The organism is Dellaglioa sp. CoH-57-MRSF-20 (assembly GCF_056781955.1).
Window position 1 is genome coordinate 112,928 of sequence record NZ_JBXAXV010000003.1, and the last position, 25,141, is coordinate 138,068.

Here is a 25,141-nt window from a genome sequence, read left to right on the forward strand (position 1 = left end):
TTTTTAAGATCAGTTTTCGAGAACACGAAAATGTCTTTCAATCTATGTTTCAGTTATTGATTAACTAAATAGTAAGTCGTAAACTTCCATTGCAATTAAATCAATATCATCGAAAGGAAATTTAGTATGGTTACTTAAATCTTCTAACGTATATGCTTTCATATCTGGATCATATTCAACGATTCCCTTTTCAACACCTTCACGTTCGAAGTGTCTTGTTTGGATTTCGCCGTTATCTTCTTTTTGCATAGCCTCTAAGCGACTAATGATTGCTACTAACTGAGAATTTTTCATAGTTGTTCCCCTTTCAATATCATAGTTAATAATACCAAATTTTCTATACATTTACACCTGATTAAGCAGATTATAATCGTTTCTTAACTTGTTTTTATGCTAAACTGTTAGTTATTAGACTTGGAGGCATAAAAATGAGCTTATTTAGAAAAGATTTGAACGATCAAGTATTTAAAATAGAGGTCTCAGATATTCGTCAATTTGATGATGAAGTGAGCCAAATTCCTGATATGATTAAATTAACAATGGGTGAACCAGATTTTAATACACCCGATCATGTTAAAGCAGCTGCCATCGAAGCCATTCATGAAAATTACTCACATTATATGGGTATGGCTGGTGATATTGAGTTACGTGAAGCTGCCAGTGAATTTTTTAATGAAAAATATGACGTTACTTATGATGCACAATCTGAAATTCTAGTTACAGTTGGTGCAACTGAAGCCATCGCAACTGCCTTACAGACTATCTTCAACCCCGGCGATGCCGTTCTTGTCCCAACGCCACTCTACCCTGGCTATATGCCACTGATTACTTTAAATCGGGTTAAACCAATTTTTATCAACACACGTGATAATAACTTTAGATTAACACCTGAGATGATTAATCAAGCTGTTAAAGATAATCCAAATGAAAATATTAAAGGTATTATCCTAATTAATCCAAGTAATCCAACTGGTATTTCTTGGACCGAAGATGAAGTTATTGCGATAACTGATGAAATTAGAAAGCAAAAATTATGGGCAATTAGTGATGAAATTTATAGTGAATTAACTTATGATCATGAACATGTCTCAATTGCAAAATATATCCGTGACCAAACTGTCCTAATTAATGGTTTATCAAAATCGCATGCCATGACTGGCTGGCGCATTGGATTCTTGCTTGCTCCCAAAGCGATGACTGATGAATTAAAAAAAGTTCATCAATACTTAGTAACCTCTGCAACAAGTGTTTCTCAACGTGCTGGAATTGCTGCCTTACGTGACGGTAAAGACGATGGTCGCATAATGAATGTTGAATATAAAAAACGCCGTGATTTCGTTATGGCTGAAATGAAAAAAATGCATTTTGAAATGGCACAACCTAGTGGCGCTTTTTATATTTTCGCAAAAATTCCTGCAGGATATAACCAAGATTCTATGGCATTCTGTAAAGAACTAGCTTTTAATAATAAACTTGCCTTAATTCCAGGAACTGCTTTTGGTGATTCTGGTCAAGGTTACGTTCGCTTAAGTTACGCTTCTAGTATGGAGAATTTAGTGCTTGGGATGGAACGTTTGAATGACTACATGACACAAAATAAATAAAAATACGGCGTTATTTCTTTATACTTACTTTTTGTAAGCATATATTTAGGCTAATTATATTTCCTCTGATATTATATTCAAATAAATAAAGGAGGAATTCAAATGGTACAAGCAATTACAGATGAAAATTTCAAAACAGTTACAGATTCAGGTATAACATTGACGGATTTTTGGGCAACATGGTGTGGCCCTTGCAAAATGCAATCACCAGCAATTGAGGAATTAGAACAAGAAATAGGTGACAAGGTTAAATTTGCTAAAATGGATGTTGACCAAAATCCTAAAACAGCTGACGATTTTGGTATCATGGGAATTCCCACATTAATGATTAAAAAAGATGGCGAAGTTGTTGATACACTCGTCGGTTATCATTCAAAAGAGCAAGTTAAAGACGCTTTATCACAATATATTTAACGATTTTGAAAAGCTAACTAATAAAAGCATTGTCATTTGACAGTGCTTTTTTGTCGTTATTTTGAATAGTAATAAACTGATTAGCGATTTTAGTATTGCTTAAAGAAACACGTTCTTCTCCTTATAAAACACAAAAAAAACCATTGCCAATAATAGAAAATCTATCATCAGCAATGGTTACTATCATATTTCATTTATTTAATCTTCAATTCCAACTTCTTCTACCTTATCTGGTTTAACAACTAAAGCAAACATTCCCGCAAATAGTCCAACATAGTAAGTTAAAATACGCCATAACAACATGGCTAAAATCAATTTACTGTGACTGGTCATGAAACTAGAAAAGACAATCGCGAAGCTATATTCTGCACCACCAGTTCCCCCCGGAATTGGGAAAAGTGAAATTACCATGACAATAAGCACATGAAGTGCTGTAATCATAATCACATTCACTGATGTGTATCCCAATGACAACATAATAAAGTATGGAATTAAATAGTAAAACGCGAGTTGGAAGAATGTTAATACAAAAACGTGAAAAATCATTTTCTTTTCATTCTTCATACGTAAACTCTCTTTATGGAAGTTTTCAATTTTTGAATAAATACTTGTATTCCAGCGATCAAAACGATCCCCTTTAACGAATAACTTAACAACTAGCATACAAACATACACTAATTTTTTAGTGAATCCATACCAATACATGATCATTAACAAAGCAGTAATCACAGCTAAATGAATCACAAATCCAAAAATCACGAATACCATTAGATAATTAACTTTATCTTGAATGTATTGAAACCCAATTAGTAAACAAACAATAAAATTAATAACAATCATTGCCTGGTAAACGACAAATTTCATTAATAAAATGGAACTTGCACGACCAGCGTCCACACCTGACTGAGCCATCGCAAACAATTGTGCAGGTTGTCCACCTGTTGAAAAAGGTGTGATTCCATTAAATAATTGTTCAATCAGTGGAATACGAATTGCATTCTTAAATGTAAATTTTTTATGTTGCCCTATCATGAACCGTTGAACAACAAATGCTTCAATGACAAAGTACATACAGATACAAAATACTGCTACTAATAACCACCATATATTAATATTAACTAAAGCTTTAACGAGCGACTGAATTGATACATTTTTTAAAGAATAAGCGAATATCCCCATCCCAATTATAACCATTAACGTCAATAAACCTATGTTTTTTCGAGTCATCTTTTAGCCCTCTTTGCTCTGGTCCAAGTAAAATTGATGCCAAATTTCAGCCAATCTATCCTCAGAATAGTATGCTGATGCCTGATCTGCTTTGTCATGCAAAACTGATAACGCATTGGGATCTTCTTTTAATTTTCTCAATTTAATTTGCATACCATTAACATCTGTCGCGGCATCATAATAGCCCTCAATAACCGCTTTATAAAGATCTAAATCGCGCAATAATACAGGTGTCCCACAACTAAATGCTTCTAATACTGACATTGGAAACAATTCATTGAAAGATGGCAGTAAGAAAAGGTTAGCAATATTGTAATAATTTACTAGAGCTTCTCGATCAATAATCCCAGTAAACGTTAAATTACTAGGCGGATTATCAACTACTTTTTTTAATTCAGCATAACCGTCAGTTAACTTACCAAATGAAAAGCCACCGGCCCAAATAAATTGGATATCAGGATTTTGCTTAGCTAACTTAATAAAATCGGGCACACCTTTTCTTTCTTGAACTTGACCATCACCAAAAACAACAAATTTATCGGCTGGAATACCTAACGCATCTCTAAAAGCTTGTTTTTCTTCCACGGTTTTTTCATAAAAAACTTTTTTTGAAACAAAATTAGGAATATACGTGACGCGTTCTTTTGGAATCTTAAACGCTTCAAGTTTTGGAATAAAACTTGGATTAACCACGACAATATGATCCATTCGTTTATAAAAAGCAATTACATACCAATAAAAAATGGCTTTAAAAGGTTGTGGAATTTTAACACTTCCCTCAAGTGTTTCTGGTAAAAAATGGACATAGCCAATTTTTTTACCTCTACCTGGCATAAAAGTCGAAAGGTAATAAGGAAAATTGATGGTATGGTAATGACTAATATCTGAGCGACTATATTTATTCACACTAATTTTGAATTCAGTTGGAAAGCGTTCTTTGAGCAACTTCATCATTTCGGTATATGCGCTACCGACCCCTTGTCCTTTAACCGAATTGGCCGCAGAAAACATGTTAATTAATAGCATGGTTGAAACTCCTTTGAAAATAAATTCGTTTATAGATGACTGATTTCGTCATCCTCTTCTTCTATTTCAACATAATGAATTTGAGCATCTTGGTAAAATTCAGCAACTTTTGATCCAAATGTTGCCGCTGAAATTTCTTTTAACTTTTCTAATCTTGGCTCTGGATCAACTTCTTCATGACATCTATTTAAGTAATCAATAATATCAGTCACCATTTCAGTTTCAGATGAAAAAGTTTTACCAACTTCTGGTTTTTCCATTAACTCGTCAGTATATTTACCCGTTTTAGCAATAACCGGTGTTCCAGCAGCTAAAGCTTCGATAAACGTCAATCCTTGAGATTCTGTTACTGATGCAGACACAAATAAATCTGCTAACTGATAAAAATGGAATACCTCATCATTATCAACTTCACCAATAAATCTGACGTTGTCCTTTAAATTTAAACTTTCTGTTTGCTCTTCAAGGGTTTCACGTGCCGGACCATCCCCTACAATCAAGAGTAAAACATTCGGTACTTTTTTAATTATCGCTGGCATACCATCAATAATTTCTTGTGTATTCTTTTCAAATGCCAATCGACTTAACGCAAGCATGACTGGTTGATCTTCAGAAATGTCTAATTTAGAACGATAATCTTCTGTTTCAATTTGTTCAAATTGAGAAATGTCTACCCCTGTAGGGATAACTCGTATTTCTGATTTCACACCATACTTCTGTAGCAACGTCTGAACGCGTGTACTTGGTGCGATAATCCCGCTCATATGGAATGCAAATGTTTTTGTCATTTGCTTAACATGGTATGGTTTCAATAACTTACCATTGGCAATGTAATGTAAATAATCTTCATACATTGTATGATAGGTATGTAAACAAGGAACTTTTAAATTTCTTGCAACAAATTTACCAATCCAGCCCATAGAAAATTCAGTCTGTGTATGAATAACGTCTAAATTTAGTTCTTTTGCCACTTGGTAAGCTTGAAATAAGCCTCTAACAGCAATTCTTCTATCTGTAAAAGAAACAAATGGAATACTAGAGAATCTAAAAATATTACGTTCATATACTGTCTTATCAACATGTGGGTCAGTCGTCGTAAAGATATAGACGGTATGTCCCTCTTTTTCGAGCTCGTTTCTTAGTGTTTTTATTGAAGTCGCCACACCGCTCACTTGTGGAAAATATGTATCTGTAAAAATTCCAATATTCACGATAAGGTCCCCTTGTCTATTCTAATATAATAGTTTTAATTATATTGGTTTCTCACCCGTTATGCAATAAAAGTAGACTATTCTCATCTATTCCCAATTAAACACAAAAAAACTGATAATCGAAATTACCAGTTTTTTTGTGTTTAATTTATTTCATGTAAGATTCAACTAATGCAATAACTTCTTCATTAGTTTCACAGTCAGAAACAGCTTTATCAGCTAATTCCTTCATTTTTGTTGTATCTAATTTTTTCATTAAACTACGTGTTTTAAGAATTGACGAAGCACTCATTGAGAATTCATCAAGTCCCATTCCAGCTAAAATAGGTACGGCAATTTGATCGCCGGCCATTTCGCCACACATACCTGCCCACTTACCTTCTTTATGAGCCGAATCAATTACCATTTTAATCAAACGTAAAATTGATGGGTTATAAGGTTGGTAAAGGTATGACACTTGTTCATTACCTCGATCAGCAGCCATTGAATATTGAATTAAATCATTTGTACCAATACTAAAGAAATCAGCATACTTAGCCAAATGATCACCGTTCATAACAGCAGCAGGAATTTCCATCATCATACCGACTTCAAGTTTATCTGCTACTGGTACACCAGCGTCAATTAACTTAGTACGTTCTTCAGTATAGATAGCTTTTGCTGATTTAAATTCATCAACAGTTGCAATCATAGGGAACATAATTGCTAATTGTCCATAATGAGAAGCTCTAAGTAGAGCACGAAGTTGTGTTCTGAAAATATCTTGACGATCCAAACTAATACGGATTGCGCGATATCCTAAGAACGGATTCATTTCCTCTGGTAATGGCAAGTAAGGTAATTCCTTATCGCCTCCAATATCCATTGTTCTTACAACTACTTGTTTACCATTCATACCTTCAACTGCAGCTTTATAAGCTTTAAATTGATCATCTTCTGAAGGTAATTCACTAGCATCCATGTATAAGAATTCTGAACGGAATAAACCAACTGCTTCAGCACCATTATCTACTGCACCCTCAACATCCTTAGGTGTACCGATATTAGCAGCTAAATCAAAATGTACGCCATCAGCAGTAACTGTTTTAGCGTCTTTTAGTTCTTCCCATTCAGCTTTTTGATCAGAAAAAGCTTTTGCTTTTGCTTCATATGTTGAAATTTCTTCAGCAGTAGGATTGATAATTCCGTCACCATTGATACCATCAACAATAACCATATCACCTTCTGAGATTGCAGTCGTTGGATCACCAGCGCCTACAACAGCAGGAATTTCAAGCGTACGAGACATAATAGCAGAATGAGAAGTACGTCCACCAACATCAGTAATAAATCCTTTAACAAATTTACGATTTAATTGGGCTGTATCCGATGGTGTTAAATCATGTGCAACGACCACAACTTCTTGATCGATAAGAGCAGGATTAGGAATTGTAACTCCTAATAAATGACTCATTACACGTTTCGTAACATCACGAATATCGCCTGCACGTTCTTGCATATAAGCATTATCAGTCATATCTTCAAACATTGAAATGAACATATCTGTGACATCCTTCAATGCTGCTTCAGCGTTGACCTTATCATTTTTGATTTTATCGCCAATGTTGCCCATAAGTTCAGGATCTGAAAGGATTGTCAAATGAGCTTCAAAAACCTCGGCTTCTTCTGCGCCGAGGTTTTCTGCAGCTTTTTGTTTGATTAGTTTCAAATCTTCACTTGATGCTGCAACAGCAGCATCAAGGCGTTTGATTTCTGACTCTGGATCTTCAATGCTTACTTGCGAGAATGACAAATCGGGTTGAACTAACATATATGCTTTAGCAATGGCAATACCATCACTAGCAGCAATCCCTTTTAGCATTTTCGACATTATTCAGCAAGTCCTTCTTTCGTCATTGTTTCTGTAATAGCTGCGATTGCATCTGTTTCGTCAGCGCCATCAGCAGTGATTGTTACATCAGCATTTTGACCAACGCCTAATGACATAACGCCCATGATTGATTTCAAGTTTACTGATTTTTCTCCGTAAACCAAAGCAACGTCAGCAGTAAATTTGCTTGCTGCTTGTACCAATAATGTAGCTGGACGCGCGTGGATACCTGTTTCTGCGATTACGTGAAAGTCTTTCTTTTCCATAATTAATTATCTCCTTGATGTTCTATATTTTTTTATTTTAGAAAAATGCATAACCCACTAACAAAAGCAAAGAACACGTTTTCATTAATAAATTAAACACATTAGTCTTTAGAGACAAATAATACCATTATTTAAAAAATGATACAAGTCTTTAGTTTTTCAAACTAACATATTTGTAAATAATTTGACCTTCTCTTTGCGCATTACCAACGATTGCCTTACGTAATTTTTCTTTTTGCCAAACAAGTTGAAACGCCATAAATTCATCTGGGTTGATTGTTATTGTCTCTATTTCACCAGCAATCAATGCATCAATTTTTGCTTTATAATCTTCGCTCATTTTCAAACCTCTTTTCACTAAAATCTACTATACTAAATTCATTATAGATTAGCCTCCATAAAATGTAAAAAAGGAGTTCTAATTGCTTGCAGAATTTTTCCATATTTTGTATACTATTCATCGAAGGTCAAAGATGGTCAACATGTTTTTGATCTTAGATAAACTAAACTATACGAACGAAATATGAAAGGTTGTGACACATATGATCTGTCAAAATTGTCAAATCAATCCAGCGACAATACACTTATCAACTAACTTAAATGGTCAACATCAAGAATACGATTTATGTCAAAATTGTTATCGATTACTAAAAGATGAACAAGAGCGTTTAAGTAATGGTCAAATCCGTAATAATCAACAAGATCCATTTAGCTTTGGTAACCTTGATGATTTATTTAATGCGATTGCACCAAATAGTCAAAATAATAGTTCACAAAGAAAAGAGCAGACACCTCCTACCCAAGCTGGTAGAAATGGTGGCGCTAATAAAAATAATGGTAAGGATACAATCCTTGGTCAATTCGGTCTTAATTTAACCGATGAGGCACGGGCAGGAAATATTGACCCGGTCATTGGTCGCGATCAAGAAATTAATCAAATCATTGAAATTTTGAATCGTCGGACAAAAAATAATCCTGTTCTAATCGGCGAAGCTGGTGTTGGTAAAACAGCAGTCGTTGAAGGATTAGCTCAAAAAATTGTTGATTCAGCTGTTCCTCAAAAACTTTTAAACAAACAAGTTATTCGATTAGATGTTGTTTCATTAGTTCAAGGAACGGGTATTCGTGGTCAGTTCGAAGAACGAATGCAACAATTAATGAAGGAACTTAAAAATGATAAGTCTATCATTCTATTCATTGATGAAATTCATGAAATTGTAGGCGCTGGTAATGCTGAAGGTGGTATGGATGCCGGTAACGTTCTAAAACCAGCTCTTGCTCGAGGCGAATTACAACTCGTTGGCGCAACAACTCTAAATGAATATCGTCAAATCGAAAAAGATGCTGCGCTTGCACGTCGTTTACAGCCTATCCAAGTTGATGAACCTAGTGTCGAAGAGTCAATCGTCATTTTAAAAGGTATTCAAAAGAAATACGAAGCTTACCATCATGTTCATTATAGTGATGAAGCAATTGAAGCTGCTGCTTCTCTCTCTGACCGTTACATTCAAGATCGTTTTTTACCAGATAAAGCCATCGATTTACTTGATGAATCTGGGTCAAAAATGAATTTAACCATTAAAGCTATTGATCCCAAATTAGTTGCAGAAAAAATTAAAAACGCTGAAACTCAAAAACAAGCTGCACTAACCGACGAAGATTATGAAAAAGCAGCCTACTATCGCGATCAAGTCGCAAAATTCAAAGAATTACAAGATAGTAATACTGATTCTGATGAATTACCAATTGTAACCGAAAAAGAAATGGAACAAATTATTGAAGAAAAAACAGGGATTCCTGTAGGCGAACTAAAGGAAAAAGAGCAACAACAATTGAAAAATTTAGCCACTTCCCTTCAAGCTAATGTCATTGGCCAAGATGACGCCATTGATAAAGTGGCCCGCGCCATCCGCCGTAACCGGATTGGATTCAATAAATCTGGGCGTCCTATCGGATCATTCTTGTTTGTTGGACCAACTGGAATTGGTAAAACAGAACTTGCTAAACAATTATCAAAAGAATTATTTGGAACAAAAGAATCAATGATTCGTTTCGATATGAGTGAGTACATGGAGAACCATTCAGTTTCTAAATTGATTGGTTCCCCTCCTGGCTATGTTGGTTATGAAGAAGCTGGTCAATTAACTGAACAAGTTCGTCGTAATCCATACAGTTTAATCTTGTTAGATGAAGTTGAAAAAGCACATCCTGATGTTATGCATATGTTCTTGCAGATTCTTGAAGATGGCCGTTTAACAGATTCACAAGGTCGCGTGGTAAGTTTCAAAGATACGATTATCATTATGACATCTAACGCTGGTAGTGCTGATGCTGAAGCAAATGTTGGCTTTGGTGCAACGTCAACTGGTGCAACCCATGCCATCATTGATAAACTATCAAATTACTTCCGTCCTGAATTTTTAAACCGTTTTGATGACATCGTTGAATTTAACTCATTAAGTAAAGAAAACTTAGTTTCAATCGTAAGTATCATGCTTGATGACGTTAATAAAGTTCTTAAAAATCAAAACTTAGAACTTCACGTTACAAATCGGGTTGAAGAAAAATTAGTTGATTTAGGCTACAATCCCGCAATGGGTGCTCGTCCACTAAGACGTGTTATCCAGGAACAGATTGAAGATCAAATAGCTGACTTCTACCTTGATAATCCTGATGTAACAAAATTAGCTGCAAAAATTGAAAAAGATGAAATTAAGATATCAGCCGATACAACTACTGATGTTAAAGATTCCGACTCTAACGTTGAAAAGTAAAGGCTAAACTAAAGATGCAGACTCAGATAATTTTTTCTGAGTCTGCATCTTTTTTTATTTTATTCATTCTTTTAAATAAATAAACGATATTTCAAACACTTTTCCCCAATAATTAATCTTTTTAGGTTATAATTATGATATTAGATTATGAATGGAGCTGATTAAAATCGCCTTAAGAGATTTCTTCCGGAATATGTTGTCTGTTTTTACAAAAAATGACCAACCTACTTCCACTTCCGATATACAATTTGTATTCAATTCTGAATCAACAAAAAAATATAAGGCACCAAAACAAAAGAAACATGAAGTCATTGAAGAAAAAACTTTTCTACCAACATCTGTTTCAGATGCCACAATGATTGTTTACTATAAAGACCAAAATAATAATAATCTATCTCGTCCGCAAATTATCAGTGGCACTATAGGTAGCGATTTAAGACTTCAATTTGAACCAATCAATGATTATAATCTAGTTGGCATTTCGGGATTCACAAGTACTTTTGTAACCAACTATGGTGCTATTATTTTAAGCTATGAAAAGAAACATGGCGCTGCCGTTTGGATTTATAATCAAGATATTGATGGTGGCTACTTAATCGGCTCACCCACTTTACTACGTGGCCATTTGAATGACCCTTTCACTTATGACCCTGTCAATATTCCAGGGTTCAATTTATTGCGTGCCTCAAAAACTAGTTATGGTACTTTCACAAATGAACAACAAACCATCTACTATTATTATCGCAACATCAATTGGAAAACCGTCGATCAAATTGACGCATACATCCAGATTACAAAACGCGTACGTCCTTATGACTTACCCGAGGGTAACTCCTATCCCGCCTTCTTACCTGCTGGCGTTATTTTACAAGTATTTGAAAAAATCGAAACGAATTTGGGAACTATTTGGTACAGCATAGGTGGCAATCAATGGTTAGAAAGTACTTCTAATGTAAAAATGATTATTCAACCCAAATATGCTTTATTACCCGACAATGACACCAATGAATTTACTAAAAAAATAATCAATCACTCTGCTTCAATTGATTACATTCCTAATAAATCTGTAACTATTTACACTAAACCTTATGGTAAAAAATTACGAGTTTTAGCTGACAATACACAAGTTACTTTAATCAGTCAGTTATCATCAAGTAATGATGTTTGGTTTGAATTAAAAGATGGTGGTTTTATTGATGAAACTTACATCAAAATGCCTTACTCATTAAATTAATAAGCACTCAAAAAAGAGGTATACCAATTGGTATACCTCTTTTCGTTTATAGTTTTGATGTTAATGTAACGTTTGGATATTTGTCAGCAAACCAGCGTTCTGCGAATGCATTTTCAAACAAGAACAACGGTAAGTCTTGTCGATCTTTAACAAGTAAGTTACGTGAACTTGACATCTTTTCATCCAATTGTTCTGGATCAATCCAGCGAGCTGTTTTAGAACCCATTGGTGTCATGATAACTTCTGAATTATATTCATTTAACATTCTGAATTGGAAGACTTCAAATTGAAGTTGACCAACGGCACCCAGAATATAGTCACCCGTGTTGTAACTTCTATATAATTGAACAGCACCTTCTTGAACCAACTGTTGAATACCCTTATGGAATGATTTTTGTTTCATTACATTTTTAGCATTAACGCTCATGAATAATTCAGGCGTAAATTGAGGTAATTTTTCAAAGGTAATTGGTTTCTTCATGTTACTGATTGTATCGCCAATTTGGAAATTACCAGTATCATATAATCCAATAATATCGCCAGCTACAGCTGATTCTAAAACTTCACGAGAATCTGCCATAAATTGGGTTGAATTAGATAAACGCATTTTCTTTTCAGTTCTTGCTAATTTAACATCCATCCCACGTTCAAATTCACCTGAACAAATTCGAATAAACGCAATTCGATCACGATGATTAGGATTCATATTTGCTTGAATTTTGAAAACAAACCCAGAAAAATGTTCATTTGTTGGTTGTATCGTTGTTTCTTCAATCGTTTTATGTTCTTGTGGTGCTGGTGCATAGTTCAAATAAATATCTAAGAACGTTTTTACACCAAAGTTAGTTAATGCTGATCCAAAGAAAACCGGCGTTAAATCCCCTGTTGCGATTTTTGCTTCATCAAAGGTATTACCAGCATCGCCCAATAATTCAATTTCATCTAGCACTTCTTGATAGATACTATCTTCTTTTAAAGGATGGTCGCCTTCAATCTCACCGGCGTCATTTAAATCAACGTAGTCCATGCCTTTATCTTCTTTTTGGTAAAGTTCAATACGATGGTTGTAGATATCGTATAATCCCTTTAAGCCTTTACCCATACCAATTGGCCAGTTCATTGGGTATGATTCAACGCCCAAGACCTCTTCGAGTTCAGCCATTAAATCAAGTGGCTCACGTCCATCACGATCCATCTTATTGATGAATGTGAAAATAGGAATGCCACGCATTTTACAAATTTTAAATAATTTCTTTGTTTGTGGTTCAATTCCTTTTGCAGAATCAATAACCATGACTGCAGAATCTACGGCCATTAATGTTCGGTAGGTATCTTCCGAGAAATCCTCATGCCCAGGTGTATCTAAAATATTAACCCGCTTATCGGCGTAATCAAATTGCATAACTGAACTAGTAACAGAAATACCACGTTTCTTTTCAATTTCCATCCAATCAGATTTTGCAAAAGTACCAGATTTTTTACCCTTAACTGTTCCGGCAGAACGGACAACCCCACCGAATAAAAGTAATTGTTCTGTAATGGTTGTTTTACCAGCATCGGGATGAGAAATAATCGCAAATGTTCGGCGTTTTTTTACTTGAGTCTCTAATTCTTCTGTATTCATTTTTTGTCCTCTCTAAAACATATTACTCATAGTTTATCATAAATGATAATGAACTTCGACGTAAAAAATGATAAGGTCAATGGAACTTATTAGAGTTCTATTGACCTTATCATCCCATATTTTATTCTTTACTCTTTAAAGTATCTTTTAACCGTGTTTCGGGAATCATAACTTTCAATTCCACTAATCGAGAACCGTCCATTTTTTCCGTTTCGAGAAGTATACCATTGTGAAGTGTAATCTGTAGTTGTTCATTATTACCGGGAATTCGACCTAATTCAGTTAAGACGAATCCCGCAATTGTGTCTACGTCTTTAACGTTGATATCACAATTAAATTCATCATTAAAATCGTCAAGTGTCATTCGACCTTGTACGATATATTCATGTGCATTAATTTTTCTCAATGTATCATCAGGGCTATCTGACTCATCGTCGATATCGCCAACAATCTCTTCAATTAAATCTTCAATTGTGGCAAGTCCAACAACACCGCCATATTCATCCAATAAAATAGCTAATTGAGTGTGTGTTTTCTTCATTTCGAATAACAAATCATCAACAGCCATCGTTTCTGGAATAAACATGGGCTCTTGCATAATTTGACGTAAACTAATTCTATCGAACCCTTTTGCTCTAGCAGCTTTAAGCAAATTTTTGATATGAACAACGCCAACGACGTTATCTTTATCATCACTATAAACGGGTACACGAGAATAAGGTTGATTTAAAATAGCATCAATATTACGATCATTATCGTTTTGTAAATCAATCATAAAAGCATCAGTTCTAGCGACCATAACTTCACGAGCGAATTTCGTATGTAACGAAATAACGCCTTCCATCATTTCATATTCATCTGAATCAATAGCACCACGCTCTTCACCAGTTTGAATCATATGAACAATTTCTTGTCGACTAATAACCTCAATATTATTTTTATTAAACTTAATTGGTGTTATTTTTTCTAATGCACGGATTGAAATTGATAACAACCAGTTAAATGGTTTGAAAACAATCGCAATAAGTTGAATAGGCCCAGTCGTTGCTCTGGCAATTTTGTCTGGCATCTGTAGTGCCAATTGTTTAGGATATAATTCTCCTAAAACTAATGAAAAATAAGATAAAATCAACGTAACGATAACTACTGCAACATCATGTGCCCACACAGCACTCCCAAACAATGGTTCAACATATTTAGCCAAAGATGTTGCTGCAAAAGCTGAAGACAAGAACCCGGCAAAAGTAATACTAATCTGGATAGTTGATAAAAATGATGTCGAATTATTTAATATACCAAGAATTCTTATTGCACCTTTATCTCCAGCTTTCGCCTCTGCCTCAATTTTATTACGATTTACTGAAACTACTGCTAATTCTGCAGCTGAAAAATAGGCATTCACTAATGTCAAAATGACTAATAATAACAGCTGCAACAGCAGTTCGTGACCAGGGTCTGAACTCATTTACTCATCCGCTCCAATTCATTTGTCTTTATTTTTTAACCTACGGATATTATACACCTATTAACATGCAGAAATCCGATTGCTAATTGCTAGTTGTCTCATCACTAGTTGAGCTCGTTGAACTAGTTGTATCTGATGTTGAACTAGAATATGATCTTGTTGTGTTATCGGTACTAGAAGTATCTGAACTTGTTGTACTATCTGAGCTTGTATCAGCATTAGAGTATGAACTTGCTGTACTTGTACTATCTGAAGTTGTATCGTCATTAGAGTATGAACTTGTTGTGTTGTCTGAAGTAGTATTATCAGAACTTGTATTATCTGTGCCTGTTGTATCTGAAGATGTAGTATCTATACTTTTTCCACTTCCAGCAACGACCTTAAGCGTTTGCCCAGGTCTTAATGTTGTATTTTCCATGTCATTTAATGCAATTAGTTCCTTCACTGTCATATCATGGCTTAACGCAATAGATGACAATGAATCACCATAAACAACAGTTATCGTATCCGTATCAATATTAGAACTTGACGACGAAGACGACGTTGATTTACTTTTTTTAGACACAGATTTTTTCTTTTCAGTTTTCTTCTTTTTTGATTTTGGTTTTGATTTTTCACTAGACTTACTCTTACCATATTTCGATTCAGCTAATTTTTGTTGTTCAGCGTACTCCTTTTTTTGTTGGTCAGATGACCCACGAGTAGCAACCCACTCAACGACGTCATGACCAGCCTTCGTACTAGCTAATATCGTCCCACCACCGATACACACAACTGCAACTATACCAATAATTACTTTCGTTCTTAATTTCATAACTTCCTCCGAGTTAACTCACATTTATTTAGGTACTTTTATTTTTTGTCCTACATGCAAAAGATTTGATGATAATTCATTGATGTCCATCAATTGATCACTGGTTGTATCATTGGCAGTCGCGATACTTGATAAACTATCCCCACTACCTACCTCAAACATCTTCGTACTAATTTTACTGATACTTTCTTTCTTTTCACTACTTTCCTTCTTTTCACTACTTTCTTTTGCTGCTGACTCAGAACTAGCCACCCTTTCAGATGACTCTCTAGCTAGAACGGATTCACTTTCTGCCTTAGCTTTAGCAAGCGACTCATTCTGCCGCTTTTTTTCAGCAGACCGTTTGGCTGACTTGCTTGAAGCAGCTTTAGCTGATTTAGATTTAGAAGATGCCACCACTTTTTTAGAGACATCAGCTCTACTAATTGAGCTTGAAATTGCTATTTTTTTTGATTCACTTACAGACTTCTGACGTTGGGCGATTGAACTCGATTCTTGCTTGTCATTGTTCATTTGAACATACTTGGCAGAAACTGTTCCTATCACTGCTAAAATCAAAATACCAATAACCATCAAAGCTAGTTTACCGTGCTTTTTACCATTTTTCTTTTTTAAAAAATATTTTGTATCGTCAAATGCTTGTCCGTTATAAAAGGCATCTCTACGACGCAACTCAATTGATCGAGGCATATCAGGATCAAAATGCGTTTTTTTATATTGTGTATATAAGGTCTCTACACTAAATGATTTACGTTCTGAATCACGTTGTTTATCGTACTCACTTCGTTTCTCATCAGTCAAACTATCGTACCAAGCAACAAAATCTAAATAACTCATAACGACTTTTTCAGACTCACCGATATCCATCAGTTGACCGTTTTGAATCCAGGCAATTCTGTCTGTTAAGAACTCCATTTGTTGTAAATCTTGACTAGCAAGTACAAAAGTTTTGCCCTCTGTTTGTAGGCTTTTAATTTTATCAACCGTTTTTTGATAAAAAATATCATCTAATGCTGATAGAATACCATCTAAAATAATAATATCAGGTTCAATGAAGAAGGCCATTGCTAACTCAACTCGCGCACGCATATCGGGAGAGTAATCTTCAATTTTACTTTCTTTTAATACCCCTAAGTCAGCAAAATTTAAAACATTATTCAAAGTTTGATCACTATTTTTGTAATCAATCTTAGAATCAGTAATTGCTTCTTGAATATTTTGCACAGCCGTTTTATCGCGTTTTAATTGTGTCTCATATGATACAATCGTCGTGTGACCGGCCATCGTTAGAAAACCCGTTGTTTGTTTGGCTTTACCGGCTAGAATGTCAGATAACGTTGCTTTCCCTGAGCCACCCATGCCAATAATACCAAAAAATTCACCACGATAAATATCAAACGAGATGCCCCTTAAAGCCCAATAAATATCTTTCGAATCTTTATCAATTTTTCGATTTTTTTTACTTGTTATACCTTTTGTAACATACTCTAATCGAATTTTATAATCTTCCATTTTATCACCATTAATCATTCAGTTATTTTAATTCTCAATAATAACATGTATACACTTACGCTTATACAATTCTACCATTAATCACTAAAAATTAACATCTTATCCGATGTTATCAGTATTTATATTTTAAAAAATAAAAAGCATATCCTCCCAAAAGGAGAATATGCTTACTTACCTAAGATAATGTCAGAAACTTTTTGAGAAGCTTTTCCATTATCCCATTCAATAAATTTATTTTGAAAATCTTTAAATTGTTTTTCGTAACCAGGATAATCACCATTTTGCGTATAGACATCCAATTGTTTATAGAAATCTGGTTCTTTTTCTACGATTGGTCCTGGCGCTTCCATCTCAAAGTTGATATAAAAGCCGCGTAGTTCATCCCGATAATGTTCTAAATCATAACAATAAAACATCATTGGTCGATTCAAATTAGCAAAATCAAACATCACTGACGAATAATCCGTAATCATCATATCACTCATTAAATATAATTCAGTAATATTTTCATCTGCCATTATTTTAACACGATCTTCAAATCCTTCGATATTAATACTATTCTTAACTAAATAATGAGGCCGCATAATTAAAATAGTATCGTCTGATACATGTTGAAAGAATGATTCGAATGAAAAAGCCATTTCGAATTTATAAACACCCTGAGTATAAAAGCTATCATCACGCCATGTTGGCGCATAAAGAACCACTTTAGCATCTTCATTACCAAGATACGTTTTCTTTAAAGCTCTAATATCTTTTTCATTATTATCCGCATATAAAATGTCATTCCTTGGGTATCCAATATCCAAGGATTTATTTTTAAAAGCAAATGCACTTTCAAAAATTTGCTTTGAATAATGATTAGGCGCTATTAAATAATCCCAACGTGCTGTTTCCACTTTAAAATTAGCATGGTATAACGCTGTCGTTGTACCTGGCATTGAAACATTTTCAATATCCATTCCTAAATGTTTCAACGGTGTCCCGTGCCATGTTTGTATATATGTAGTCTTCGGATTCTTTTTCCACCAAATAGGTAATCTTGAATTAAAGACCCAAAATTCAGCCCTCGCCATTTTGATAGTCCAAGAAAATCCAAAGCGTTTAATTAAATTAATTTCCGGATATTGTTCTTTTAATTTAGTGTACATGCTTGGTTTAACGCTAAAATATAAAAGCTTCGCATTTTCTTCACCAAGATCTCGTCTAGTCTGCTTGTAAATGGCCATCGGGTTATCGTTAACATCGCGCCCATTAAAGCTTTCAAAGACAACTTGGTGTTTTTTAATTGAAAATTTAATTGTAAAATCATTTAACGTTATTAAAATTTGGCGACCAATCCGCTTAACCACTTTTTGGACTATTTTTTTAATTTCATTCATTATTTTGTTCTCCTTACTACAAAAGATAAAATAATAAAATATTTTACAAGTTCATCCCTAAATCTTTTTTAATTTTTGTTGTTGAAATACCATCTGTTCTTGGTAAGTAAATAACTTCACAGTAATCGCTTAAAAAGTCAAACTTACCTGCCCAATCATCACCCATCACAAATGTATCAATCTGATTATCGACGACGTCACTAATTTTTTGGTCCCATTCAGTTTCTGGAATCACTTCATCTACGTACTTAATTGCTTCTAAAATGAACTTACGATCTTCATATGATGTGTAAGCCTTTTTCCCTTTAATTGCGTTAAATTCATCTGTTGAAATACAAACTGTTAAATGGTCGCCCATTGCTTTAGCGCGTTGTAAAATACGTACATGACCCTTGTGTAATAAATCGAATGTTCCATAAGTAATTATTTTTTTCATGTTTTTGCTCCTCCGTCGTTATCAATAATAATTTATTTTATCATAAACTGTTATGACTGTCTTATTTTTCCTGCAATTGTCTAATATCGTAAAAGTATTTAATAACAACTTTTACAACAGCATATAAGGGAATTCCTAAAATCATTCCTAGAAGCCCAGCAATGTTACCAGCTACTAGTAATAATACAATAATCGTCAATGGATGTATATTTAATGATTTGCCTATAACATTAGGATAGACAAAATTACCATCAATTTGTTGGACAATTAACACAACAATCACGACAAAAATAACCATTTGAGTAGACTGTGTTACCGCAATAATCAGTGCTGGGAAAATACCAATATAGGGTCCAATATAAGGAATAATATTAGCAAGGCCAGCCACAACTCCTAGTAACAAAATATACGGCATACCAATAATTGAATAACCAATAGCGGTAAATACCCCAACGAAAATACATTCAATAGCTTGTCCACCAATGTACGCTGAAATTGTATCACCCATGCGGTCAAGTAACTCAACGAGCTCATCCCCATGTTTTTCTGGAACAAGTTTTTTAAGCGTTGGGACTAGTTTTTGACCATCTTTTAACATATAGAACAACATCACAGGTACTGTCAGTGCAACAACTGTCACACTCGTTACAACCCCAATCATTGATCCTATCGAGTTCGTCAAATTGGTTGCAATTGATTTGAAGTAGGTCCCAATAGAATTTTCAAACTGGTTTAAATAGCTAGTAAAATCAATTTCTTTAAACCAAGCATATTTATTTAAATGATTAAACGTATCTTTTGACGACTCACTAACTGCATTTGCATAATCTGGTAGGTTAACCACCAATTGACTTAGCTGACTGACTACTCTCGGAATCAGGTACCCTATTAAGGCAACTAAAAGAATTGCTAGGAATACAAATAGAATGGCAACTGACAACGTTCGAGAAAATTTGAATTTTTTGATTTTTATTTTCATTAAAAATTTAACGACCGGATTAAATAAATAAAATAAAAACCCAGATATAATAATCGGAATAAATAATGTGGAAATAAACGTTCCTATTGGACTAAAAATAAAACTTATTTTTGTACACATCCAAATTAACGAGGCAACGATTAATAATTCAAGTGACCAAAACATCAATTTAGACTTTTTTAATCTATCAAGCATCGATATGGTTCTCCTTTAATTTATGTATAGTAATTTCATTATACCGTAACCTGTCTAACAATTATAGCGTTTCACTTATCCTCATTATTGAACGATAAATTAATTCAAAAAAAAGACGCCAAATGGCGTCTTTAAACTGCTTAATTGATTACTTCACTTTTATCAATCCAACCGGTTGTCCCATCACTCATCGTGATAAACAGTAATGTCGAACCGACTTTATTTTTTTGAATAGGATCAATTAAATAACCCGTTTTATTCACGATACCTTCATTTGTAACTCTGGCATCAATATTTTTTACAAATTTATAATTTTTAGATCCATAAACCTTTGACCAAACTTCAGCACCATCTTGAACATGGACGGTCGTTTCTTCAACTACTGTTTCTTGAGCTTCATAAACGCGTCCATTCATGACAAAATCAACTAACCGTTCAGTTGCATGTCCATCATCCCAAGCATTATAAGTCGCTACAAATTGATCATAATTGTGATGGCGTTCATCCGTTGCAAATGCTCGTTTAATCTCAGTAATGACAGCATCTGTATCCTTAACGATTGGTCCTGGTACTTCTTTTTCGTAGTCAAAGTAAAAACCACGAATATCATTTGCATACTCATCTAAATCATATGCAAAGAAAATAATAGGACGTTTTAACGCTGCAAAATCAAAGAAAACAGATGAATAATCTGTAATCAACAGATCACTAATAAGATATAAATCATTAATATCTTCATAATCAGCAACGTTCAGCGCAAAGCCTTCATAATCAGTTAAATCTAATGAGTTAGCAATTAAATAATGCGTTCTAACAAGAACGATAATATCATCGCCAAGTTCTGCTTTCATCTTATCTAAATCAAGATGTAACTTAGCCGTGAAATAATCAGCTTTAACGTATTCATTATCTCTCCAAGTAGGTGCATATAGAATAACTTTTTTGTTTGGATTAATTTCTAAACTTGCTTTAATACGATTGATATCTGTCTGTGTATAATTCGTTAAAATATCATTTCTAGGATAGCCAGAATTAATCATTTGGTTACGGTTCAAACGGAATGCACGTCTGAAAATATCTGACGAATATTCATTTGGCGTAACAGAATAATCCCAACGATCAGAATCTTTTGTAACTTGGCTATGATATTTAGCAGCATCAACGCCAGGCATTGACCCTGTATTTACGTCAACACCAATCGTTTTTAATGGCGTACCATGCCATGTCTGAACAATTGTTGTACCTTCAGGTTTAACCCACCATAATGGTCGACGAACATTCGTAAACCAATATTTTGCTCGAGCTTGTTTGAAAATACCTTTAAATGAGAATCGTGTCACATAGGGAATATGATTTTCTTTAAAATAAGCAACATAATCCTGGTTCACATTCCAGTACATCTTATATTTAGGGTAACGGTCTTTCATGTATTCATAGATAGCTTTTGGATTATCACTATATTTACGACCAAAGAAACTTTCAAATATAATAATATCTTTCTTTGACATTTTACCGATAATACCAAATGCTTTTGGATACCATTTATTAAACTTAACGATCTTTTTAATTTTATTTCTAATTACTTGAACGCTTGGTTCTTGTGGTAATAAGTGATCGCTAATCATTGCTTCAAAAACTTGCTTTGAAGCATCCCCTTGACGACCATACGTACAAAATTTATCATAAAATTCAATCAATTGTTGCGCGTAGGTTGTCTGTAGATGATTAAAATCGCTTAATTCGTCAATTATTTTTGCCGTTGTATCCACAATTGGTCCTGGAACCGTACCATTATAATCGAGATAAACACCTCGTGTATCTTCTGTATAATCTTTTAAATCATATGCAAAGAAAATCATTGGTCGTTTAAGATGTGCGTAATCAAACATTACTGAACTATAATCAGTAATTAACGTATCCGCAATTAAATATAAATCTTCAACTGTTGGATAATTAGACACATCAAAAGTAAATCCTTCAAATTCAGTTAGATCAATTTTATTGGCAACGAAATAATGTAGCCTTACCAATAACACATATTCGTCACTCAATTTAGCTTGCATTTGTTTAATATCTAACTCAAAATCAAATCCGTCTTTATTTCGGTAGGTTGGTGCATATAATACGACCTTTTTATCCAATGGCATGCCAATAGATTCTTTAATTTTAAGGATATCAGTTTCATTATTCTTTTTATAAAGTACATCATTTCTTGGGAAGCCAGAGTGAACAACCTCTTTTTCAAAATTAAATGCGTGACTAGCTGTTTCATCCATATATGGCGAAGGTGAAACAAGATAATCCCAACGCTTAATTCGTTTCATGAAATTATTCTGACGTCCTTTTGAACCATCTTTGAAATAAGGTTCATCAAATCCCATCGTTTTCATGAAGGTTCCATGTAACGATTGAACTTCAACTTGTCCTTTTCGTTTTGCATATTGGTTAGGGAGGTTAGTATTTTCAATAAAATACTTAGCTCGCGCCATGTAATACCAATACTTTTTACTGAAGTAGCGAACTCGTTTACCATTGCCGGTTATTGTTGTATTCGGATCCTTGAATAACCAGACACATTCATAATCTGGCATGTTTTCTTGGACATAATCATAAATGGCTTTTTCATTACCATTGAAATAAGCGCCCCAATAACTATCAAAGACAATCGTTTTCTTCTTTAAAGGTAATAAACGTTGTAGCGGGTAATATAGTGAGAAGTTAATTGCCCGTTTTCGTTTGGTTGCGTCCTGCTTATCCCACGATAATTTTTGGTTTAAAACCAAAAAATTGTTTTTTGTTTCGTATAATGATGTTCTTGCTAAATGATTTGTACGACTTTCTAGCGTTTCTACACGTTCTGGTTCAGTTGTAATTTGCGAACGAACAACTTGGTCAGCACTATAAAAATCAAGATAAAGATTATATTTTGCTGCCTTAATGAAACTGTCTTGTTGTTCATTAATTAAATTCAAATTAACGATTATTTGACCGTTATCATCGACAGTAACGTCATTAAATTGATATTTATATTGTTCCTCTTGATCGATTACACGTAAAACAATTTTTTCTGCTGAACTTTGAAACAATGTATTTTCAGCGATTAATCGTAGCCGACTATTATCTAACCACTGGACATCCATTAGTTTTGAAAAATGTGGTGCGATATTTAGTCCAATCATTTCCTTCATATTCTTTTGAACGAGTAAACTATATTGTGCTATTTCATATTCTTGCGGTTTATCAACATGTTCAAACTCATAGCTTAATTTCAATTCTTTTTCATCAATTAACTGGAGTCTTTTTTGTGTTACAGAACTTAACTCGGCTACTTCAGTTATTGAGAATTCAAATTTCACTTGATGTTCACTAACATTTATTTTTTGTCCACTAATTTGAGGCGCAATTTCATCATCACTATTTTCAGTAACAATTAACTTCGTACTTTCAGGATTATTTAACCATGTAGAGACCACTAATTTACTATCATTCACACTAATATCTTGAATTAGATTAGCTTGAACATTTTTTTCCGTCTTTATTTCATTTGCTGTCAAAGTCATCGCATTAAAAGCTAATGCCCAGTCAAAACTAAAATCAGTTTTAATTTGATAATCATTACCAGAAAAAATATTACTTATAAATTTACGCTTAGGATTAGCTAAAAATTCCGTCACATTAATATTTTTAACTTGATAATTAACTTGTATTTTCCAAATGCCGTTTCCTAATATTTTGTATGCCTCTTGTTGATCAAATGACATTCTAAAATAACGATAGTTACGGTGCTTAAATAAATGACGACGACGCTTGACGGTTTCTCGTTCAAACGTAATTGGCATTTCTTTCCCATTTATAATGTTAATCAAATTAACCGTAAATTTTTCGTCTAATTTTTTTGTAACTTTCAATTGATTGAGTTGCAACCAACCCTTAATAACTATCTCACTTGTCATTTCATCAGAAAAAACATTTAAGATTCGTTGTTCGAATTTTTGTGATTGTCCCACATCAACCGCTTTAGCAACATCTAAAGAGATAGCCGGATCTTCATATTGATAGCGATTATTTTTTTCAACAATTTTTCCAATATTTCTACGACGATAACTATATTTTTTTAAGTCTTTAATATTCCCCTGTAACACAGCAGCATATTGAATTTGATTTTTAATTGATAATTGCTTAAATAATTCTGGATTAATCGTTCTAATAAGTAGGACTGTAATTTTTTGAAATTCTAATATGTAATCTTCTTCCGATTCTCGAATATCTTGCATTGATAGCGGAATATCAGTTGTTAATAATTTCAGATCAAATGCATCCATAACATTTTGAGTTGCCCCATATTTTTTCATGTATGAACGCGTTAACTCTAGCATTTCCAATCGGTCTTTATAATGTTGAATATCATTACCTCGACTTTGAGTGATAGATTTGCTATCACCTTCACGCCAACGCCATTCGTATACAATATCAGTAATAATATCAATATGGTTAGCCAATAAATGAGCTGCCATCATCACAGGAATATCTTCATATAACATTCCCACAGGGTAGCGCAAATTATTGTCGATAAACAAATTTAATCGATAAACTTTATTCCATGAAGTTGTGTCATAAACTAATTCTGGGTGTTCTGCAATTGATGTTTCATAAACAGTATCTTTAATAGCAAATTTATGAATGTAAGAACGTGAACTACGTTTAGAATTAAATCGTTTAACTGCACCAGTTGCCAAGTCTGAATCAGTCATCTTTACCGACCCCATCAAAAGACTGTATGCGTCAACTGGTAATAAATCATCCCCATCTACGAAGGCAATATATTCTCCGGTAGCGGCTTCAATTCCTGCATTTCTAGCAGCACTAGGTCCAGCATTTTCTTTGTGAATTGCTTTAATATTGTCAAAAAGTGATACATACCGATCCATAATTTCGGCAGTCCCATCAACTGATCCATCATCAACTAAAATAATTTCTAATTGTTCATAACTTTGGTTAAGAACTGATTCAATACTTTCTTCAATGAACTCTTCAACATTGTATCCCAAAATAACAACTGAGAGTAATCCATTATTTTTTGTCATTATTAATTGTATTCTCCTTAACAA

The 25,141-nt window shown here is 33.9% G+C and carries 19 protein-coding genes; 4 read left to right on the top strand and 15 right to left on the bottom strand.

The annotated features are described in order from the left end of the window. Positions 1-60: 60 nt before the first annotated feature. Positions 61-294: a YkuJ family protein gene (locus AC1RPN_RS04240; protein ID WP_409022166.1), complete on the bottom strand. Its 234-nt coding sequence runs from the start codon at positions 292-294 to the stop codon at positions 61-63. Between the two features lie 134 nt (positions 295-428). Between AC1RPN_RS04240 and AC1RPN_RS04245 the strand changes: the two genes are divergently transcribed. Then, the gene (locus AC1RPN_RS04245; protein ID WP_481761497.1) at positions 429-1,604 is read left to right on the top strand and encodes a pyridoxal phosphate-dependent aminotransferase; all 1,176 of its coding nucleotides are present in this window, start codon (positions 429-431) and stop codon (positions 1,602-1,604) included. A gap of 102 nt (positions 1,605-1,706) precedes the next feature. Then, a complete protein-coding gene (gene trxA, locus AC1RPN_RS04250; RefSeq protein WP_481761498.1) occupies positions 1,707-2,018 on the top strand; it encodes a thioredoxin in 312 nt (103 codons plus the stop codon). 198 nt (positions 2,019-2,216) lie between these two features. On the opposite strand, the gene AC1RPN_RS04255 is transcribed toward trxA, so the two are convergent. The 6 genes from AC1RPN_RS04255 to AC1RPN_RS04280 form a co-directional block, all read right to left on the bottom strand. Beyond that, positions 2,217-3,245 (bottom strand): lysylphosphatidylglycerol synthase transmembrane domain-containing protein, encoded by a 1,029-nt coding sequence (locus AC1RPN_RS04255; RefSeq protein WP_481761499.1) that lies wholly within the window; start codon positions 3,243-3,245, stop codon positions 2,217-2,219. A 3-nt stretch (positions 3,246-3,248) separates the two neighbouring features. Beyond that, positions 3,249-4,271 (bottom strand): glycosyltransferase family 4 protein, encoded by a 1,023-nt coding sequence (locus tag AC1RPN_RS04260; protein ID WP_481761500.1) that lies wholly within the window; start codon positions 4,269-4,271, stop codon positions 3,249-3,251. A 29-nt stretch (positions 4,272-4,300) separates the two neighbouring features. Further along, positions 4,301-5,482, bottom strand: a complete 1,182-nt coding sequence (locus AC1RPN_RS04265; protein WP_481761501.1) for a glycosyltransferase family 4 protein — start codon at positions 5,480-5,482, stop codon at positions 4,301-4,303. 148 nt (positions 5,483-5,630) lie between these two features. After that, positions 5,631-7,352 (bottom strand): phosphoenolpyruvate--protein phosphotransferase, encoded by a 1,722-nt coding sequence (gene ptsP, locus AC1RPN_RS04270; RefSeq protein ID WP_481761502.1) that lies wholly within the window; start codon positions 7,350-7,352, stop codon positions 5,631-5,633. Next, complete coding sequence (locus AC1RPN_RS04275) at positions 7,352-7,618, bottom strand: phosphocarrier protein HPr (RefSeq protein ID WP_409022159.1); 267 nt, start codon at positions 7,616-7,618, stop codon at positions 7,352-7,354. Before AC1RPN_RS04275 ends, ptsP begins: the two co-directional genes overlap by 1 nt. A gap of 151 nt (positions 7,619-7,769) precedes the next feature. Continuing rightward, on the bottom strand, positions 7,770-7,958 hold the full coding sequence (locus AC1RPN_RS04280; RefSeq protein WP_057973672.1) for a hypothetical protein: 189 nt from the start codon (positions 7,956-7,958) through the stop codon (positions 7,770-7,772). A 202-nt stretch (positions 7,959-8,160) separates the two neighbouring features. On the opposite strand from AC1RPN_RS04280, the gene AC1RPN_RS04285 reads away from it, so the two are divergent. Together AC1RPN_RS04285 and AC1RPN_RS04290 are read left to right on the top strand one after the other, a co-directional pair. Beyond that, the gene (locus AC1RPN_RS04285; RefSeq protein ID WP_481761503.1) at positions 8,161-10,392 is read left to right on the top strand and encodes an ATP-dependent Clp protease ATP-binding subunit; all 2,232 of its coding nucleotides are present in this window, start codon (positions 8,161-8,163) and stop codon (positions 10,390-10,392) included. A gap of 151 nt (positions 10,393-10,543) precedes the next feature. Further along, positions 10,544-11,626 (top strand): MucBP domain-containing protein, encoded by a 1,083-nt coding sequence (locus tag AC1RPN_RS04290; protein ID WP_481761504.1) that lies wholly within the window; start codon positions 10,544-10,546, stop codon positions 11,624-11,626. A gap of 46 nt (positions 11,627-11,672) precedes the next feature. Here the strand turns inward: AC1RPN_RS04290 and AC1RPN_RS04295 are convergent, their stop codons facing one another. The 8 genes from AC1RPN_RS04295 to AC1RPN_RS04330 all read right to left on the bottom strand — a co-directional run bounded on the left by AC1RPN_RS04295 (position 11,673) and on the right by AC1RPN_RS04330 (position 25,117). After that, positions 11,673-13,250: a peptide chain release factor 3 gene (locus tag AC1RPN_RS04295; protein ID WP_481761505.1), complete on the bottom strand. Its 1,578-nt coding sequence runs from the start codon at positions 13,248-13,250 to the stop codon at positions 11,673-11,675. 121 nt (positions 13,251-13,371) lie between these two features. Continuing rightward, positions 13,372-14,715, bottom strand: coding sequence for a hemolysin family protein (locus tag AC1RPN_RS04300; RefSeq protein WP_481761506.1), 1,344 nt, complete (start codon positions 14,713-14,715; stop codon positions 13,372-13,374). An 82-nt stretch (positions 14,716-14,797) separates the two neighbouring features. Beyond that, positions 14,798-15,529: a LysM peptidoglycan-binding domain-containing protein gene (locus AC1RPN_RS04305; RefSeq protein ID WP_481761507.1), complete on the bottom strand. Its 732-nt coding sequence runs from the start codon at positions 15,527-15,529 to the stop codon at positions 14,798-14,800. Between the two features lie 24 nt (positions 15,530-15,553). Beyond that, positions 15,554-17,041 (bottom strand): ATP-binding cassette domain-containing protein, encoded by a 1,488-nt coding sequence (locus AC1RPN_RS04310; protein ID WP_481762410.1) that lies wholly within the window; start codon positions 17,039-17,041, stop codon positions 15,554-15,556. 167 nt (positions 17,042-17,208) lie between these two features. Next, entirely contained in the window at positions 17,209-18,414 is a 1,206-nt protein-coding gene (locus AC1RPN_RS04315) for a CDP-glycerol glycerophosphotransferase family protein (RefSeq protein WP_481761627.1), read from the bottom strand. Between the two features lie 52 nt (positions 18,415-18,466). Further along, positions 18,467-18,859 (bottom strand): glycerol-3-phosphate cytidylyltransferase, encoded by a 393-nt coding sequence (tagD, locus tag AC1RPN_RS04320; RefSeq protein WP_481761509.1) that lies wholly within the window; start codon positions 18,857-18,859, stop codon positions 18,467-18,469. A gap of 61 nt (positions 18,860-18,920) precedes the next feature. Next, entirely contained in the window at positions 18,921-20,033 is a 1,113-nt protein-coding gene (locus AC1RPN_RS04325) for an AI-2E family transporter (protein WP_481761510.1), read from the bottom strand. A 140-nt stretch (positions 20,034-20,173) separates the two neighbouring features. Then, positions 20,174-25,117 (bottom strand): CDP-glycerol glycerophosphotransferase family protein, encoded by a 4,944-nt coding sequence (locus tag AC1RPN_RS04330; RefSeq protein ID WP_481761511.1) that lies wholly within the window; start codon positions 25,115-25,117, stop codon positions 20,174-20,176. Positions 25,118-25,141 lie beyond the last annotated feature (24 nt).

What these genes read in the sequence shown, in the direction of transcription:
- AC1RPN_RS04240 (WP_409022166.1), bottom strand. Translation starts at nt 294, where the DNA reads ATGAAAAATTCTCAGTTAGTAGCAATCATTAGTCGCTTAGAGGCTATG.
- AC1RPN_RS04245 (WP_481761497.1), top strand. Translation starts at nt 429, where the DNA reads ATGAGCTTATTTAGAAAAGATTTGAACGATCAAGTATTTAAAATAGAG.
- trxA (WP_481761498.1), top strand. Translation starts at nt 1,707, where the DNA reads ATGGTACAAGCAATTACAGATGAAAATTTCAAAACAGTTACAGATTCA.
- AC1RPN_RS04255 (WP_481761499.1), bottom strand. Translation starts at nt 3,245, where the DNA reads ATGACTCGAAAAAACATAGGTTTATTGACGTTAATGGTTATAATTGGG.
- AC1RPN_RS04260 (WP_481761500.1), bottom strand. Translation starts at nt 4,271, where the DNA reads ATGCTATTAATTAACATGTTTTCTGCGGCCAATTCGGTTAAAGGACAA.
- ptsP (WP_481761502.1), bottom strand. Translation starts at nt 7,352, where the DNA reads ATGTCGAAAATGCTAAAAGGGATTGCTGCTAGTGATGGTATTGCCATT.
- AC1RPN_RS04275 (WP_409022159.1), bottom strand. Translation starts at nt 7,618, where the DNA reads ATGGAAAAGAAAGACTTTCACGTAATCGCAGAAACAGGTATCCACGCG.
- AC1RPN_RS04280 (WP_057973672.1), bottom strand. Translation starts at nt 7,958, where the DNA reads ATGAGCGAAGATTATAAAGCAAAAATTGATGCATTGATTGCTGGTGAA.
- AC1RPN_RS04285 (WP_481761503.1), top strand. Translation starts at nt 8,161, where the DNA reads ATGATCTGTCAAAATTGTCAAATCAATCCAGCGACAATACACTTATCA.
- AC1RPN_RS04290 (WP_481761504.1), top strand. Translation starts at nt 10,544, where the DNA reads ATGGAGCTGATTAAAATCGCCTTAAGAGATTTCTTCCGGAATATGTTG.
- AC1RPN_RS04295 (WP_481761505.1), bottom strand. Translation starts at nt 13,250, where the DNA reads ATGAATACAGAAGAATTAGAGACTCAAGTAAAAAAACGCCGAACATTT.
- AC1RPN_RS04300 (WP_481761506.1), bottom strand. Translation starts at nt 14,715, where the DNA reads ATGAGTTCAGACCCTGGTCACGAACTGCTGTTGCAGCTGTTATTATTA.
- AC1RPN_RS04305 (WP_481761507.1), bottom strand. Translation starts at nt 15,529, where the DNA reads ATGAAATTAAGAACGAAAGTAATTATTGGTATAGTTGCAGTTGTGTGT.
- AC1RPN_RS04310 (WP_481762410.1), bottom strand. Translation starts at nt 17,041, where the DNA reads ATGGAAGATTATAAAATTCGATTAGAGTATGTTACAAAAGGTATAACA.
- tagD (WP_481761509.1), bottom strand. Translation starts at nt 18,859, where the DNA reads ATGAAAAAAATAATTACTTATGGAACATTCGATTTATTACACAAGGGT.
- AC1RPN_RS04325 (WP_481761510.1), bottom strand. Translation starts at nt 20,033, where the DNA reads ATGCTTGATAGATTAAAAAAGTCTAAATTGATGTTTTGGTCACTTGAA.
- AC1RPN_RS04330 (WP_481761511.1), bottom strand. Translation starts at nt 25,117, where the DNA reads ATGACAAAAAATAATGGATTACTCTCAGTTGTTATTTTGGGATACAAT.